Below are 15,246 nucleotides of genomic sequence, written 5' to 3'. Positions count from 1 at the left end.
TTAGAGGAGCTTCAGCAATGCAATTCGGCATTTTTTCAATCGGTGACATCGCCACAGATCCGACGACAGGAAACGCACCGTCGGAGAAGGAGCGCATCAAGGCGATGGTCGCGATCGCGCTGAAAACTGAGGAGCTCGGGTTCGACGTTTTCGCGACCGGAGAGCATCACAACGTGCCGTTTGTACCGTCGTCGCCCACCACCTTGTTGGGCTATATCGCGGCCAAGACGCAAAAACTCCTGCTCTCCACATCGACGACGCTGATCACCACGAACGATCCCGTCAAGATCGCGGAGGACTACGCGATGCTCCAGCATCTTGCTGACGGGCGCGTAGATTTGATGATGGGGCGGGGCAATACCGGTCCTGTTTATCCGTGGTTCGGGAAGGACATCCGGGATGGCCTTCAGCTCGCGATCGAGAACTACGCCCTTCTTCGCCGGCTATGGCGAGAGGACGTCGTGAACTGGGAAGGAAAGTTTCGCACGAAGCTTCAATCTTTCACATCGACGCCGCGCCCTCTCGATGGAGTTCCTCCTTTCGTGTGGCATGGCTCCATCAGAACGCCCGAGATTGCCGAGCAAGCCGCCTACTATGGGGATGGCTTCTTCGCCAACAACATCTTCTGGCCGGCCTCCCACACCAAAAGGCTTGTCACGCTATACCGGCAGCGGTTTGAGCATTACGGGCACGGTTCGGCCGACCAGGCGATCGTTGGGCTGGGTGGGCAAACTTTCATTCGGAAGAACTCACAAGACGCAATTCGCGAGTTCCGGCCCTTCTTCGACAACTCGGACATCTACGGTCGCGGGCCATCGTTGGAAGAGACCATGGAGCACACGCCTCTCTCCGTGGGGAGCCCACAACAGGTCATCGATCGGACGATGCGCTTCCGCGAAGATTTCGGCGACTATCAGCGACAGCTCTTCAACATCGACGGGTTGGGCATACCCGCGGAGATGGCGCTCGAGCAGATCGAGCTTCTCGGCGAGCACGTGATCCCCGTCCTTCGAAAAGAATTCGACAGCAAACGTCCGCCTCATGTGCCGGAGGCCCCGACCCATGCTTCGCTGATGCTGAAATCGGGACAGATGTCGGGTGTTCATGCGGAGGCCGCGGAATGAACAAGAAATCCCTGGTCGTCATCTCCGCCGGGCTCCGTCAGCCCTCTTCAACCAGACTGCTCGCCGATCAACTCGCGACTTCGGTTGCGGCGATCGCGAAGGGGCGGGACTCGAGCATCGACATAAAGAATCTCGAGCTCAGAGACACCGCCCATGAGGTCGTAAACAATCTGCTTGTGGGATACCCTTCTCCTTCGTTGGAAAAGGTGATCGAGACGGTCACGCAAGCTGACGGCCTCATCGTGGCCTCCCCGGTGTTTGCTGCGTCAGTGAGTGGGATGTTCAAGTCGTTTTTCGACATCCTCGACAAAGACGCACTCGTGGGAAAACCGGTCCTGCTGGCCGCCACCGGCGGCACGGCGCGGCACGCATTGGTGCTCGAGCAAGTCATTCGGCCGATCTTCACCTATCTGCGCGCCGCGACCGTAACGACGGCAGTCTATGCAGCGCCGGAAGATTGGGGCGGTGCGACAGCAGGCGGGGTTCTTTCAGACCGGATCGATAGAGCGGCCCGCGAGCTTGCTCAGGCAATGGAGATGTCGGTTCCTCGAAACGCGGATGCAGCGGCGGAGCAGACCACACCGTTCGACCTCCTCCTTGCAGCGGGGTCGCGTGATGCCCACCTGCCCGCGTAATGCGTCCGCGGCGCAGGTGTGTCGCGCAGGAAGCCCATTCTCGCCATCTGCAATGGCTAGCCCGCCACGTCGGACGCTGTTCGACCGGGTGGAACTAGCCATCAGAATTGCCCGGTCAATTCCGAGGATGGGCCGGGCGTTGCCTGTTCTGACGTGTTTGGTTCTGCTCCCGGCCGCGGTGCGGGCGCAAGACATGCCTGCCGAGCAGCCAACGGTGATGCGCGCGCAGGACATGCCCGTTAAGCAGACCCTTTTGCGCCACGACGAGGATTGGTCCGTCTTACGAAACTATGATCCCGCGACACTGCCGAATTGGGCGGCGCTGAAGTATCAGCCGCTATCGGTAGACGGCGATATATGGGTGAGCACGGGAGTAGAAGCCCGGCTACGCTACGAAGGTTATCACGACAACTGGTGGGGGAGCGGCGAGGCGCCGAACGACGACCGTTTGTGGCTCAGGCTGATGCCGCACATGGATGTTCATGCGGGGCCGGTGCGCGCCTTCGCCCAGGGTATCGTTGGCGTTCCCCTCAACATGGAAGCCGCGCCAGGACCGGCTGACGAGACCGGGATCGATCTGCTTCAAGGATTTGGTGAGGTCACGCTCCCGATCGGATCGGCCAGCATACGACTACGTGGCGGCCGAGAGCTGGTGTCACTCGGGACAGAGCGACTTGTCGGGACACGCTACGGCCCGAACATCCCGCAGCCCTTTGACGGCGCCCATATCATTGGAGACGTCGGGCCTCTGCGTGTTCAATTGCTGAGCCTCCGGCCGGTGTCGACCGGTCCGGATAGTTTCGACGACAGAAGCTCCGATACAGTTAGTCTCAAAGGCGCGTACGTGACGTACCAATGGCCTAATGTTGGTCTTGATGCCTACCTGCTCGATTATCGAAACGACGCGGCGCAATTCAATCAGGGGGTCGCGGCAGAGCACCGCCGCACGTACGGCGTGCGCTTCTTTGGCAACGCTGACCATTTGAGCTGGAACTGGGAAGCGATGCTGCAGGACGGTCGCTTCGGTCAGTCGGACATTGCAGCTTGGATGATCGGCACCGAGACCAGCTACAATCTGGCGCCCTTGACGTTTCGCCTTCGGGCCAATATCGCCAGCGGCGATCGTAACCCCAACGACCCCGAGCTTCAGACCTTCGATCCGATGTTTCCCATGGGGAAATATTACGGAGAGCTGTCACCCATCGGCCCGTACAACATGATCAATCTGCATCCCGGAGTCGATGTGGATGTCGGACACGGCGTTACTCTTGGTTTCGCGGCGATGGCATATTGGCGCCAGAGCCTCGGAGACGGTGTGTACGGAATGCCCGGAAACCTGATCCGCGCGAGCGATGACTCCACGGCACGGTTCGTTGGCCATCAGGAGGAGGTCGTACTACGCTGGCAGCCCAGCCCCCTCCATTCATTCCTGGCTTCATATTCGGTCTTCACGCCGGGCAACTTTATTGGCCAGACCGGTCCGGCAGAGACGATCCATATGGTCGGCATCGAGGCGATGTTCCGGTTTTGAAGATAATTTCGTCTGGTTAGTCGATAGCGGCCGAAATCGCGGAGTGATGCAGCAAGAGCGGCGAGCGCCGTTTCGTCCATATAGCAAAGGGCCTTCCTACGACGGTGATGCAGAAAGTTGCGATAGCAATTCACGACGGCGTCCAGGCCCTCGACGTCGCCGGCCCGATCGACGTGTTCGCCGAGGCGAATGCCTTCGTTGATGCAGAAGAAGGCTATGAGGTCACCCTCGTTGGAGCCTCACGCAACCCTGTGCGCGCCTCCAACGGCATGCAGATCGTAGCGGATCTAACATTCGAGGAGGCGTCTGGAGGATTCGATGTCTTGCTTGTCGCCGGCGGGCCCGCACTGCCGGATCAGGCTCCAGATCCGACAATGCAGAACTGGCTACGCCATGCGCCCTGGCGTGCCAGCATTTACGGGTCCGTTTGCACGGGCGCTTTCGCCTTGGGCGCTGCCGGCCTTCTAGAGGGGAAGCGGGTGACGACACACTGGCAGAACGCCCAGAAGCTCGCCGAGCGGTTTCCCGGCGCCACCGTCGAACATGATCGCATCCACATTCGAGACGGCCGGCTGGTCACGTCGGCCGGCGTCACAGCGGGCATCGACTTGGGGTTGGCCCTGGTTGGGGAGCGCTATGGACATCCTGTCGCTGTCGCGGTGGCAAAGCGGCTGGTCGTCGTCGCGCAACGACAGGGAGGGCAATCCCAGTTCAGCCCCTATTTATCGGCGCCTGTCGATCCGGAGTCGCCGATGAGCCGCGTCCAGCACCATGTCGTGGGCGACCTTGCCGCTCGCCACACCCTGCAAAGCCTGGCACGGCATGTTGGCATGAGCGCTCGAAACCTTGCCCGACACTTCGTCCAGGAGACCGGAATCACGCCTCACGAATTCGTTGAACGCGCCAGGGTCGATGCGGCCCGTGCGATGCTCGAAGCGAGCGACCGTCCGCTAAAGGCCGTGGCCTTTGATTGCGGTTTTGGCTCGGCCGACCGGATGCGTGACATCTTCAACGAACGGCTTGGCGTTACGCCAAATCACTATCGGGCCAGCTTCCGCCGCAACCAAGACGAGGCAACACATCAGCGCTGAGTACCCGCCGCGGGCACTCGTCTCGGGGCGCTGAGTCATGCACAGACAGCAATGTGGCGCCTTTGGACGGGGTAGCATCAGATGCCTCCGCTGGAGCTGTCATCGAACCACCCCGGCGGGCATATGCGGCCGTTAGTGTCAAATCGCATTGAAGCGCAGCCCCCTTGTCGCGTTGAAGGCTAGCCCCCTGAGAGAAAGTGGCGCGGCCAATCGTCAAGAAGATAAACGATAACGTTGACAGTAAACGTATTCGTTGATAAAAGCCGGCCATGCCCCGCGCTCATTCCGCCGTCGCGATTGCCGAGCCCGACGAAGACACGGAGAGCGCGATGCTCGACCGGGTGTTCTTCGCGCTGTCCGACCCGACCCGCCGGGACATTCTCCGGCGGCTGGGCGAAGAGCGCCTGCTTGTCTCGGAAATCGCCGATGCCTATGCGATGTCGCTGCAGGCCGTGTCGCGGCATATCCAGATCCTGGCGCGCGCCGGGCTTGTCCGCCAGGAGCGCAGCGGCCGTATCAGTCCTTGCAGCCTCGAAGTCGGGCCCCTCTATGCTGCGGCAGTCTGGCTCAATGGCTATAGCCGCTACTGGCAGGCGCAGTTCGACGCGTTGAAATCCTGGCTCGAACAAGACAGCGCCAAGCGGGATCGTTCAGCGCCGGGACGCGTCAAGCGCAGCCGGACCAAGGCCGGGGGTTCACATGAAGTATGATGAGGGAAATCGTCAGCTCGCGAGGCTGCGCGAGCAGATCTCCGCTATCCGCTCAGACATGCGGGAGGTGCTTGCGGCCATGGAGCCGCGACCAGTCGACGAGCATGTGTTCGACACTCTCGAAGGTCCCGTCGCCCTGACGGCGCTGTTCGGCCGGAGGGATGAGCTCATCGTCATCCACAACATGGGTTCAAATTGCGCCTACTGCACGCTTTGGGCCGATGGCTACAACGGCCTCTATCCGCACCTCAAACGGCGCGCAGCCTTTGTCGTCGCAAGTCCTGATCCCCCGCAACGGCAGGCGGAGTTTGCGCGCGAAAGAGGTTGGCGCTTTCCGATGGTCAGCGATCGGGGCGCCACCTTCGCGGCAAAGATGGGCTACGCGACGGCAGACGGCCATTGCCGGCCCGGCCTGTCCGTGCTGCAACGCCACTCAGGCCGTCTGCTCCGGGTCGTCGATACCGCCTCCTGCCCGCATGACGACTTTTGCGCACTCTGGCATCTGTTCGATCTCCTGCCCGGCGGCGCGGCCGGCTGGAGGCCGACGCTCAACGGCAAAGCGGATGAATGAGCATGGCCTGGAGGAAGTCGCCGCCTGAGCTCATCGAGGCGTTCCTGACCGCACTGCCCAACAGTCCGCGGATCGAACGACGGCAGATGTTCGGATATCCCGCAGCCTTCGTGAACGGCAATATGTTTGCCGGGCTGCATCAGGACGACGTCCTTGTCCGGCTGCCTGATGGGCTGCGCGAGACGCTTCTCAGCGAGGGCGGACGGCGCTGGGAGCCCACGCCCGGCCGCGTGATGAAAAACTATCTGCTTCTGCCTGTCGGCGTAGAGCAGGCCGCACTTGTGCGCTGGGTCGAGCATTCCTTCACTCATGCCGCCTCATTGCCGGAGCGTCGGCGGAAAGCACCACGGCTTCGAGAAAAGGGGAGAACATAGGGTGACAAATCCAACTACGATCTCGGGCGGATGCCAGTGCGGGGCCATTCGCTATGGAACCGAGGCCTCACCGTCCTTCTCAATCATCTGCTGCTGCACGCAATGCCAGAAGATTACCGGCACAGGGCACGCGCCCCAGTTCGCTTTGCCGAAGGCCGCAGTTACGGTTGATGGGACGCCGGCCTTCTTCGAGATCAAGGCCGACAGTGGGAATGTCGTCCAAAGTGCTTTCTGCCCGAAATGCGGCAGCCCCGTGTACAAGACTTCTGCCGGCTTTGCCGACTTCCTGTTCTTCCACGCAGCGACATTGGATGATCCCAGCAAGTACCGGCCGCAAAGCGTGGTCTTCGCGCGCAGCAAGCGCCCCTGGGATCATCTCGATCCGGCGCTGCCGGTGCAAGACTAAGTGCGTGAGCGGTAAAGATTGACGATCATTTTTCCGGACGCGCGCGGGGAATGATGTCTTTGCGCGACGTCTGGGACTAGCTCGCTGCGCCGTCGAGGGTATGCCAGTCTCGATGAGAGCGAATTGGAGCGCCTTGTCGATCTGCTGGCGCGAACACGGCCCAGGCAGGGCCTAGGCGCGATGCCTAACCGGCATTGCTTATTCAAGGGCGCCTAACCATGCATCGCAAACAGCCGGAAGGATTCGAAAGGTGACAAGACTTGGAAGAAGTTTCGGGGCGCTCGCGCCGGCTTTGCTGTTAGCCGTGCCCGCCCTGGCACACGATGCTCTGCCGGTCCGGCACGGCATTTATGTCGATGCGACTGAATCGTGCAGTAAGCCAGCCTCCGCCTATCTCATGGGCTATTATGGAAATGCCCTCGGGCCTGGTCATAACAAATGCAATATCCTCGAGGCGACTCGCACTGGGCACGCTTACGCGCTGAGTCTTTCTTGCACGAACCTTCCCGATGAAGGCACTCGCAAGCAGCGCGCTAGCATCACCGTACTGGCGGATGATCGGATCACGATCCAATGGGGCGGGCGGACGATAATCCCACCGAAATGCGGTGGTGCGGCGCGAACCTTCAAACACTTTGGACGAAATGAACCATGAGGGATTGGGCTGACCGAGGGGCATGGCTGATGCAGTCAACGTTGAGAAGTTCGTCTTCAGCCGCGACGCCGGTTTCACTCTAGCTATTTTCCCTTATTTTGTTGGGTCGCTGGCTTATACTCTAGTCCTCGATTGGCAGCGGCGATCATCGCACCTTGGCGGGCGTTGTCGCATTCTTGACCGCGCATTTTGTCGGCTTCGCAAGCAGCTAGGACGGTCTAAGCCTCGGCCTCGTGCGTAGCGAAATAGTCAACGCTACGGGGCTCCTCGGCACCACAGGCAGCGATCGACACAGCCAAACACGACAATATCAGCAGTGCTCTCATAGATCTCTCATAACTCGAAGTGGATTGGAGCCGGGTAGACGATGACAACGCTTGCCATCATTCATCTCCCGTCAGTGTGTACGGCACGTTGTTTGGATATCGAATTGACCACATCTTCAATAGCTTGAGAGCACTCGCTCGATCGTCGACGTCGAAATCATCATCTTGAAAGGACCAGCCCTTTTCGTAGGGTTCTTTTCGTATCAATCTTCGGCCTAGATCGACAAAGGTCCTACCTGCATCTTCGATTTTGCTGCGTAGTTCAAAATCGTGCTCTGTAGACTTGATGACTTGCGAAAGGGTCGGCCAGCCATGCTTAGCTAGAATTGACCAGCCTGCAGCTTTAAAATCGCCGTAGGAATCGAATGCCAACTCGGAACACTGTGAGCCATCGGTAAGATAGCCGCGTCCAGCCCCATATTCTGAATCGTAAGTCATGAGCGCGTGACGCGCCTTGGGATCGCTCACGTACTCTTTCAGCATCTCGTAGAATTCATCAAACGCGAACTTGCGCGGCATCGCGGGTGCTTCTTTGCTCATGCGAACAGCCTTCTAAGCCATCCCGTGCGCTCCTCAAAGCGGTCGCCAGCGGTCATCTTCGATCCGATTGCAGCATCAACCGCCCTTCATGCGCCAGGCGCCAGCCGTGGTGGAAGCAGATTGGCTGAGCGTTACGCGGTCCCCAATCCTTATAAAAGATGGTGGCTCGGTCCTCGGTGGTAAAATATGACATGGCGATCTTCCAGTTGGCTTATTGCGAAAGCGCTCGACGCGTCTGCGCCTTCAGCAGATGTCGTTTTGACGTGAGGGGCCCTGCTAACATGCACTGCTACATGCACGGGATTTCCATGCGGCGGATTCGACCGTTCTCGAGCGTGAAAGCAAATCGACTTAAACCGCGGAATCCAGCGTCGCCGATCCGTACAATCATGCACATCTCACCGTGGCGGAGGTCTACCCTACGGAGCGTCAATCGCGCCCTGGCGCCAATGAGTTCACGATCCGACCACTTCTGGATCTCCGCCCATCCTCGGTAGATCAAACCCCAGTCATCGACCTCACCGTCCTCGGCAAACAGGTCGAGAAACATGGCTGTGTTGCCGCTGTTTACGGCCGCTAGAATCCTATCGAAAATTGCGGGCGACTTCATTTGGCATATCCCATTGAGCAAGACCGTTCGGGTGCGTGCATTGCGATCGACAAAGCGAGATTGATTGCGCGCCTAACGCGTTTCCACGCCGGTCCGTGACCGCCACGGAGGCCTCGTCGTTTGCTTGTCCCAGCCCAACAGGAAGCAGCTGATGACAGGGATACAAGCGAAGACCGCCGCAATCGCACCTACATTGTCTTCGAACCGACTGACCTCCGAACAGTCGCCCCGCACATGGTGGAATCTTTGAACCTGAGTTGCGTTTGCTGGCCGTCTGTTGGGGCGCTTGATCTGCATGGCTAGAACCGCACATCCATTTCCTGGCCGCCAGTCACAGGAGGCTTGGTGCCCGTCGAAAAAGTGTTCTGCCCGCTGCCGTGCTTCGCATCCACTTCACTCATTCGAGGCGGCACAGGCGCCCAAGTTCGGATTTCGCCATGGCCTGCCCCCATAAGGTGGTCCGCTTTTCGATAGGATCGCTCATAGCGCTCATTCATTCGCCCTCGCAGGCCATCGACGACCCGTAATCCTGGTGCATAGACCGCTTAGCGGCTTAATCCAGGAGGGATGCCAGTGTCAGGCGCTGACCGGCGGTCGCCGATTCCGCCAGGGCATCTCCTTCTCGAGCTGCGTGGAGGCGGCGAGGACCGTGGCCTCGTCGCCGTAGCGCCCAATGAGCTGCACGCCAATTGGGATGTCCTCTTTCGACCATGCGAGCGGCAACGAGATCGCCGGCTGGCCCGACATATTAAAGGGGAAGGCGAAGGCGCTGTCAGTCCACTTCGCGTTGTAGCGGTCGACGTCCGTCTCCGACATATCGTAGTAGCCGACCGGTCGCGGCAGTTGCGTGAGCGTCGGCGCCACAAACAGGTCATAGGGATAGAGGTCGCCGACGATAGCGCGGGCGATCTGGCGGATCTCCTCGATGTCAGTAACGTGCTGCATTCCGCTTATCGCGCGACCGCGCTCGATAATCGCCCACGTCACGGGCTCGACGTCTTCGGGCGTAACCGACCTACCGACCAGCGGCTCCAGCCAATCGAACAGTGCCGCGGTATACGCGCAGGTCATGCGCGTGTAGACCTCCCAGGCACGGTTTCCGTCGAGGGGCATGTCGTGCTCCTCGACCGTGTGGCCGAGGCTTTCTAGCGTGCGCGCGGTCGCCTCGACAGCGGCCTTCACCTGAGGATCGATGGGTGTGCCGTTGGGTGGCGTGACCGAATATGCGACACGCAGCTTTCTCGGCGCGCGGGCAGACAGATCCAGCCAGGGCTCGGCGGGAGATGGCGGCGTGTAGGGATCGCCCGGCAGCGCGCCCGCGACCGCGTCGAGATAGGCCGCTGCGTCACGCACTGTGCGTGTAATGCAGAAGAAGTAGGCGCCCCCGTACCAGTAGTCGCCGGAAGGCGAGAGCGTGATGCGGCCGCGTGAGGGCTTGAGCCCGACTACGCCGCAGCAGGAGGCGGGAATGCGGATCGAGCCGGCGCCGTCGCTCGCCTCGCTGATCGGCACCATGCGCGACGCGACCGCCGCAGCCGCGCCGCCGCTTGAGCCACCGGCAGTGATGTCCGCGTTCCACGGGTTCACCGTCGCGCCGTAGAGCTTCGGCTCGGTCGAGATCGACCAGCCATTTTCCGGGGCGTTGGACTTGCCAAGCAGAACGAGGCCGGCCGCCTTCATTCGGCGCACGGCCTCGCTGTCGTTCGTCGCTACCAGATTTCTGAAATAGGAGGAGGAGTTGGTGAGCGGCGCACCCTCCCAGGACGAGGCGAGTTCCTTCAGGAGCCACGGCACGCCGGCGAAGGGAGCGGTCCGGTCGATCGTTGCGGCGCGATCGCGCCCCATATCGTAGAGCTTGTGGATGACAGCGTTGAGCTTGGGGTTGAGTTGTTCGATGACGGTGATGGCCGCCTCGACCAACTCGGCCGGCGTGGCATCGCCCTTCCTCACCATCTCGGCGAGGGCCAAGGCGTCCGAGTTCGTATAGGTCTTCAGCAGGCTTTCGCTGGCCATTCTCGTCTCCTCACGTGGGCGCTGGGGATCGACCACCCTTGTCGCACGCGCAGGCCTGCTTCGCGATGCACCGCATCGACGCTCCACACTCCACAAGCGGCGAGAACAGGGCACACGCTGTAGCCGTCATTCAGCATTCGCGCAGCCGGCCGGTTTCGTCGAACTTGTCCGGCGTTACATCAGCGAGATACGCTTCCGGCTGCAGCATCACCGGCAAGTCACGCTCTCACTAAGCAAATGCCGACAAGTATTGCGATCGTGGGTCGTGTCACGCGGAGTCCCTAAAACTATCAGTGGGCGAGTGAAATATCGAAGTAAGCGCCTCTAAACTTGCAGATTTCCAATCCCGTCCCAACAGGCAATTTTGCGATAGCGAGACTGCACCGCTGCACGATTGTCAGCGGACGCTCGCGTTGCTCATGCGGAGGGCGCCGCCAGGAATTCGAAGGGCGCTCCTCGATCGATCAGTTGTGACAATCGGTGCCACCCATCTCCATCCCGTGATCGCTCGGCTCCGGTGCATGGAGACCGAACTGCTTCATCAAATCTCGACCTTTACACACTGCACTCGTGCATGACCGAACCGGCGGAAATGCTGTTTGCATCGTGGTTGATCGAACCCTTATGCATGACTTGCTGTGCCCCAATGTGTTCGATCTCGAACTTCTGATGCGGTGCTAGCCAACGCGCATCCTCAGACCGCGAGAGACACGTCCATGGTTTCAGCGTCGGAGAGCAAAACAAGGGTGTCCATGAATACTCTGTTGCACGAGGCGAAAACGTTGATCCTCGAACCCAGCTGGGCCCTGATCTACGAGGGCGGCGAACTCGAACTCCGCGCAGATCACTCTGTGGTCGTCCAGGACGGGCATATCGCGGACATCGTGCCGGGAAGAGTCCGCGGCCAAGACACCCGTTTCCCGATGCCGGGCGAGCTGCTAATCCCTGGCATGATCTCCGGTCATACGCATGTTGCAGGGGGATCGTGCAGCCGTGGCCTCATCGAAAGCGGCCGGCTGTGGTCAGGGCCGCTATTCGCCATCGAGACGCTCGACGATGACGATCTCGATGCGCTCACCGCCTACAATCTCGCAGAGATACTGCGCGGTGGCTGCACGACCCAGGTCGAACAGTCTCTCTCCTTGAAACAGATGAAGTCCTATGTACGCGTAGCCAGGGCGTGGGGCGTACGCGGTTATCCCGGCGGGATGGTCCCCGGCTGGTCGCGACTGATGCCCATCTGGCAACGCGAATCGGATCAGGTGCTCTTCGACTCGGTGCCTGACACCCTCGCCGAAATTCAGGAAAATCTTGATTACGCCCTTTCCGTGAATGGGGCCGAAAACGGCCGAATCCTGCCGATGATGGCGCCGCAGGGGCCCGAGACGCATACGCCCGAAACGCTTCGAGCCGTGGTCGAGGCAGCGAGGCGGTTGGGTAACGGCATTCACACGCATCTGGTCACGATGGCGCAGGACGTGCCGAAGATGGAGCGGCTGTGGGGGAAGGGGCCGGTCCAGTGGCTCGAAGAATTCGGCTTCTATGACGAGGTCTTTTTCGGCGCCCATCTCGGCGGCTGGAATCCGAAACAGGACGCCCCTTTCCTGGCCGCGCAGAAAAAGTTCACCTACTCGCACTGTCCGTCCGGGGCCGGTGCAGGCGGCCCCGCCATCCTGCAGCCCTTTATCCAAGCGCTCGCCGCGGGCATCAACACGAATGTAGGCCTCGACACCCACTCCAACGATCTGCTGGAAAACGCCAAACTGGCCGTGCTGTACGGCCGGCTCCGCCACGATCTCGGCGTGGACGGCGACGTCCCCGTGCGACGGCCCACGGTGTGGGACATGATCAAGTGCGTTACGCTGAACCCGGCGAACGGCCTTGGCAGAAGCGACCTGGGTCGCATCGCGGTCGGCGCGAAGGCGGATTTGACCTCAATCGACGTATCCGGGTTTCTGTCCGGATCCGGTACCGCTCCGCCTGAGCCGCTGAACAATCTGCTGTATGCAAGCGGACTCCACGTCAGGAACGTAATGACGGAAGGTCTGCTCCAGGTCAGAGATGGACACCTGGTTGTGGACGATGAGCGCAAAGTGATCGAACGCGGCGGGGCAGTGGCACGGAAGATGTGGGCACAACTCAAGTCAGAAGGCTGGTTCACGCCCACCGCGAGGTGATCGTAAATTCGAGCACACTTCGATCCGGTGGGCGAGGGCATGGCCCGTGGTCGCCCCCATAAAGCTAGCAGCGAGCAAGTGAAATCTTGAGCTCAGCGCACGCTTTTGTTTGACCACGGGGCGCCTCCTGCCTCCCACCCGGTGACGAGGCCGAATTCATCAGCGCTCTATCATAACTTCAAGTAGAGTTTTTCAACGGTATCTCCGCATCCTTTGCCTTCACAGGGCCAACGAGCGGCGCTTCGACGATAAGCGCCGCCCCGATCGCTACGGAGACTCTACGGGTATGACAAACTGCGAGCCCCCAAAGGGATGCGCTCAATCCGGATCGATGTTCGGGATCGGGAGCTCAGCTAGGTCTTCCTCATAACTGGCCTGAGCGCCTGCATTGTGGCCGGAGGTCGTGGTGTCCAGGCGCGTGTTAATATCCGCGCTGATGCCGAGAAATTTACAAACGGGGCAGAGGTTTGCGGCTTTCAGCAAGATGGCGCGCTGTTGCGCGTCGAGTTCTCCTTCCAGCACCAAAATGCGCTCGAACGAACCTCTTTCGCCCTGGGCACCGTGGTGGAAGCTGACGCCCACTTCGATACGCTCGAGCGGAAATTTCCGGCGCCGGGCCTGAAAACGAACGGTCAAAGCGGTGCATGCAGCAAGAGATGCGCTGAGAAGGTCGTAAGGATTGGGACCGGGAGAAATATGGCTCATGCCATCCGGGCCGCCGATGGGAAACTGAGATGCGCCGACATGACCAACCAGCGCGCCATGATTGGTGGGGTCGCTTGCTACAACAACTTCGCGTAGCCTGGGTGCGTTATCCTGCGGTGTCATAGAGCTTCCTTCCACTGTGTTGCGCGCGTCATGCAAAGCAGGGCCATTAGCCGCCGTATATCGGTGCCGATGTCACCGGCGTGTGCGGCGACCGGCTCGTTATCAGCGGCATAGGTGTCCATCTCGTTGCCATGATAGGTCTCGGTCGAGCGACCGTGGCCACGGCGATCGTGCGCGATCACGCGGAATCCCTGATCGAGGGGGTCTGAGGCTTTGCCACCTCCACGCTGGCAGAGATTACTCCCAGCCCACTTTCTCGTGCGTGCCATCGCAGAAGGGTTTCGTCCCGGAATTGCCGCAGCGGCAGAGATAGGTCTCGCGCACGCGATCGAGCCGGCGGCCAGAGCCGGCAACGATCTCCAGATTGCCCTCGACCTTCAGGCAGGCGTTCTTCAGCGGCGTGATCACGAGCGGCCCGTCGCGTGCCTCCAGCGGCTCGCTCTTGTTCGGCTCCGGCTCGCCGGTGGCGCAAAACCCTGCGGCCGTGTGGCTGCCGTCGCAAAACGGCCGGTTCTTGGTCCGCCCGCAACGGCACAGCGTGGCGCGGAACAAGCGTTCCTCGCCGATCCGCAGATCGCCGCGCAAGACGTAGGGGCCGTTCTCCTGGAGGCGCAGGGTGTTGACTGGTGGCGCCTGTTCCTGGGGCCCGTCATCCTTACGGTGATAGGTCAGCGCGCCGGACGGGCAGAGCGCCACCTGCGCCGCGATCCTGTCGGCCGTGTCGGCGTCGGGATGGATCCAATCCTTCGCGCCGGGCTCGAACACCGTCGGCTGGCCCAACACGCAATTGCGCGAATGGATGCAGCGCCTGCGGTCGAAGCTGACGTCGATCGAGGCGCCCTGGGTAACATGCGGCATCGGCGCCTCCCTCGGGATGTTTTTCGGTGGCAAGAGTGCGACGGGAGGAAGGGCGATACAAGGGGCGTCAGCGGATCAAATCGAGCCGATGCTCCATGGCTCGAACGCGATCAATCCAGGTTCAACTCGTCAATAAGATGAAGTTCTGTGCGGGGAGCCAACGCTCTGACCGGTTCAGCCAGCCCTCAAGTGGGGTGGCGCGCCCGACACGATTCGAACGTGTGGCCTCCACCTTCGGAGGGTGGCGCTCTATCCAGCTGAGCTACGGGCGCATTGACATTTAAATAGTGGCCGAGGTTGAGCAGCGTCAATCACGAATCCAACAATCGGCTCGGCGCAAACGCGGCAGTCTTAGGTCGCCGCCGATTCCCGCCGTTCGTTCTCAAAAACCTCCTTCCGCTTGCTTCCGCGGTGCTTCCGCGACTTCAGATGCGGTTTTGTTGCTTCCTTCGAGTTTCGCCAATCGCTTGGTTTCCCTCGATTTTCCCGACACCCTCATTCAGCACGCTTGACTTAGCTCTGCCTTCGGAGGGCAACGCTCTATCCAGCTGAGCTACGGGTGCACTGGATGACGGCCGAGCGGCCGGCGGAACGGGCGGACCATACTGCACCGGGGGAGGCCGCGTAAAGCCCGGTGCCCGGCGCGGCCGGGAACCCCTGCGGAAGGGCGCGGCGCCCGTTCGCCTGAGGCCGCACCGGCTACTTCTCCGCGGGCTCCGCGCCGTCGAGCACTGCCGCGGCGGCGCCGGTCGCGGCGGTGGCCCCTTCCGGAACCTCGTCCGGCGACGGCGCGGCTG

14 protein-coding genes, 1 tRNA gene and 2 pseudogenes are annotated in these 15,246 nt (G+C 60.9%); 9 read left to right on the top strand and 8 right to left on the bottom strand.

Translation table 11 applies throughout. The annotated features are described in order from the left end of the window. From V7082_RS18945 to V7082_RS18910, 8 genes are all read left to right on the top strand, one after another. A partial coding sequence (locus V7082_RS18945; RefSeq protein WP_334151005.1) for an LLM class flavin-dependent oxidoreductase occupies nt 1-1,124 on the top strand: 1,124 nt, incomplete at its 5' end. After that, nucleotides 1,121-1,759, top strand: coding sequence for a CE1759 family FMN reductase (locus V7082_RS18940; RefSeq protein WP_334151003.1), 639 nt, complete (start codon nt 1,121-1,123; stop codon nt 1,757-1,759). The genes V7082_RS18945 and V7082_RS18940, both read left to right, overlap by 4 nt. Before the next feature lie 193 nt (nt 1,760-1,952). Continuing rightward, entirely contained in the window at nt 1,953-3,290 is a 1,338-nt protein-coding gene (locus V7082_RS18935) for an alginate export family protein (protein WP_334151001.1), read from the top strand. A gap of 107 nt (nt 3,291-3,397) precedes the next feature. Next, the gene (locus tag V7082_RS18930; RefSeq protein ID WP_334151000.1) at nt 3,398-4,381 is read left to right on the top strand and encodes a GlxA family transcriptional regulator; all 984 of its coding nucleotides are present in this window, start codon (nt 3,398-3,400) and stop codon (nt 4,379-4,381) included. A 269-nt stretch (nt 4,382-4,650) separates the two neighbouring features. Next, nucleotides 4,651-5,091, top strand: coding sequence for an ArsR/SmtB family transcription factor (locus V7082_RS18925; RefSeq protein WP_334150998.1), 441 nt, complete (start codon nt 4,651-4,653; stop codon nt 5,089-5,091). Next, entirely contained in the window at nt 5,081-5,662 is a 582-nt protein-coding gene (locus V7082_RS18920; RefSeq protein ID WP_334150997.1) for a DUF899 family protein, read from the top strand. Before V7082_RS18925 ends, V7082_RS18920 begins: the two co-directional genes overlap by 11 nt. A gap of 2 nt (nt 5,663-5,664) precedes the next feature. Beyond that, entirely contained in the window at nt 5,665-6,036 is a 372-nt protein-coding gene (locus tag V7082_RS18915) for a TfoX/Sxy family protein (protein ID WP_334150995.1), read from the top strand. Beyond that, nucleotides 5,972-6,442, top strand: coding sequence for a GFA family protein (locus V7082_RS18910; RefSeq protein ID WP_334150994.1), 471 nt, complete (start codon nt 5,972-5,974; stop codon nt 6,440-6,442). The genes V7082_RS18915 and V7082_RS18910 overlap by 65 nt, the downstream gene beginning before the upstream one ends. Nucleotides 6,443-7,480: 1,038 nt before the next feature. On the opposite strand, the gene V7082_RS18905 is transcribed toward V7082_RS18910, so the two are convergent. The 4 genes and pseudogenes from V7082_RS18905 to V7082_RS18890 all read right to left on the bottom strand — a co-directional run bounded on the left by V7082_RS18905 (nt 7,481) and on the right by V7082_RS18890 (nt 10,586). After that, on the bottom strand, nt 7,481-7,963 hold the full coding sequence (locus tag V7082_RS18905) for a hypothetical protein (protein ID WP_334150992.1): 483 nt from the start codon (nt 7,961-7,963) through the stop codon (nt 7,481-7,483). A gap of 85 nt (nt 7,964-8,048) precedes the next feature. Then, a pseudogene (locus V7082_RS18900) lies at nt 8,049-8,156 on the bottom strand (alpha/beta fold hydrolase); the annotation flags it as partial. Between the two features lie 96 nt (nt 8,157-8,252). Next, nucleotides 8,253-8,573: a nuclear transport factor 2 family protein gene (locus V7082_RS18895; RefSeq protein ID WP_334150991.1), complete on the bottom strand. Its 321-nt coding sequence runs from the start codon at nt 8,571-8,573 to the stop codon at nt 8,253-8,255. Nucleotides 8,574-9,149: 576 nt separating this feature from the next. Next, nucleotides 9,150-10,586 (bottom strand): amidase, encoded by a 1,437-nt coding sequence (locus V7082_RS18890; RefSeq protein WP_334150989.1) that lies wholly within the window; start codon nt 10,584-10,586, stop codon nt 9,150-9,152. Between the two features lie 752 nt (nt 10,587-11,338). On the opposite strand from V7082_RS18890, the gene V7082_RS18885 reads away from it, so the two are divergent. Then, on the top strand, nt 11,339-12,763 hold the full coding sequence (locus V7082_RS18885; RefSeq protein ID WP_334150987.1) for an amidohydrolase family protein: 1,425 nt from the start codon (nt 11,339-11,341) through the stop codon (nt 12,761-12,763). A 318-nt stretch (nt 12,764-13,081) separates the two neighbouring features. Here the strand turns inward: V7082_RS18885 and V7082_RS18880 are convergent, their stop codons facing one another. The 4 genes and pseudogenes from V7082_RS18880 to V7082_RS18865 all read right to left on the bottom strand — a co-directional run bounded on the left by V7082_RS18880 (nt 13,082) and on the right by V7082_RS18865 (nt 14,721). Further along, entirely contained in the window at nt 13,082-13,591 is a 510-nt protein-coding gene (locus V7082_RS18880; protein ID WP_334150986.1) for an OsmC family protein, read from the bottom strand. A gap of 101 nt (nt 13,592-13,692) precedes the next feature. Beyond that, a pseudogene (locus tag V7082_RS18875) lies at nt 13,693-13,791 on the bottom strand (alpha/beta fold hydrolase); the annotation flags it as partial. Nucleotides 13,792-13,828: 37 nt separating this feature from the next. After that, a complete protein-coding gene (locus tag V7082_RS18870) occupies nt 13,829-14,449 on the bottom strand; it encodes a CDGSH iron-sulfur domain-containing protein (RefSeq protein ID WP_334150984.1) in 621 nt (206 codons plus the stop codon). A 195-nt stretch (nt 14,450-14,644) separates the two neighbouring features. Then, nucleotides 14,645-14,721 (bottom strand) — tRNA-Arg (locus tag V7082_RS18865). Nucleotides 14,722-15,246: the final 525 nt, after the last annotated feature.

The sequence above is a fragment of the Hyphomicrobium sp. genome, assembly GCF_036833075.1.
Lineage (GTDB): Bacteria > Pseudomonadota > Alphaproteobacteria > Rhizobiales > Hyphomicrobiaceae > Hyphomicrobium_C.
This window is presented reverse-complemented; position numbering and strand designations above follow the sequence as displayed.

What these genes read in the sequence shown, in the direction of transcription:
- V7082_RS18895 (WP_334150991.1), bottom strand. Translation starts at nt 8,573, where the DNA reads ATGAAGTCGCCCGCAATTTTCGATAGGATTCTAGCGGCCGTAAACAGC.
- V7082_RS18920 (WP_334150997.1), top strand. Translation starts at nt 5,081, where the DNA reads ATGAAGTATGATGAGGGAAATCGTCAGCTCGCGAGGCTGCGCGAGCAG.
- V7082_RS18940 (WP_334151003.1), top strand. Translation starts at nt 1,121, where the DNA reads ATGAACAAGAAATCCCTGGTCGTCATCTCCGCCGGGCTCCGTCAGCCC.
- V7082_RS18915 (WP_334150995.1), top strand. Translation starts at nt 5,665, where the DNA reads ATGGCCTGGAGGAAGTCGCCGCCTGAGCTCATCGAGGCGTTCCTGACC.
- V7082_RS18885 (WP_334150987.1), top strand. Translation starts at nt 11,339, where the DNA reads ATGAATACTCTGTTGCACGAGGCGAAAACGTTGATCCTCGAACCCAGC.
- V7082_RS18930 (WP_334151000.1), top strand. Translation starts at nt 3,398, where the DNA reads ATGCAGAAAGTTGCGATAGCAATTCACGACGGCGTCCAGGCCCTCGAC.
- V7082_RS18870 (WP_334150984.1), bottom strand. Translation starts at nt 14,449, where the DNA reads ATGCCGCATGTTACCCAGGGCGCCTCGATCGACGTCAGCTTCGACCGC.
- V7082_RS18935 (WP_334151001.1), top strand. Translation starts at nt 1,953, where the DNA reads ATGCCTGCCGAGCAGCCAACGGTGATGCGCGCGCAGGACATGCCCGTT.
- V7082_RS18910 (WP_334150994.1), top strand. Translation starts at nt 5,972, where the DNA reads ATGCCGCCTCATTGCCGGAGCGTCGGCGGAAAGCACCACGGCTTCGAG.
- V7082_RS18890 (WP_334150989.1), bottom strand. Translation starts at nt 10,586, where the DNA reads ATGGCCAGCGAAAGCCTGCTGAAGACCTATACGAACTCGGACGCCTTG.
- V7082_RS18880 (WP_334150986.1), bottom strand. Translation starts at nt 13,591, where the DNA reads ATGACACCGCAGGATAACGCACCCAGGCTACGCGAAGTTGTTGTAGCA.
- V7082_RS18905 (WP_334150992.1), bottom strand. Translation starts at nt 7,963, where the DNA reads ATGAGCAAAGAAGCACCCGCGATGCCGCGCAAGTTCGCGTTTGATGAA.
- V7082_RS18925 (WP_334150998.1), top strand. Translation starts at nt 4,651, where the DNA reads ATGCCCCGCGCTCATTCCGCCGTCGCGATTGCCGAGCCCGACGAAGAC.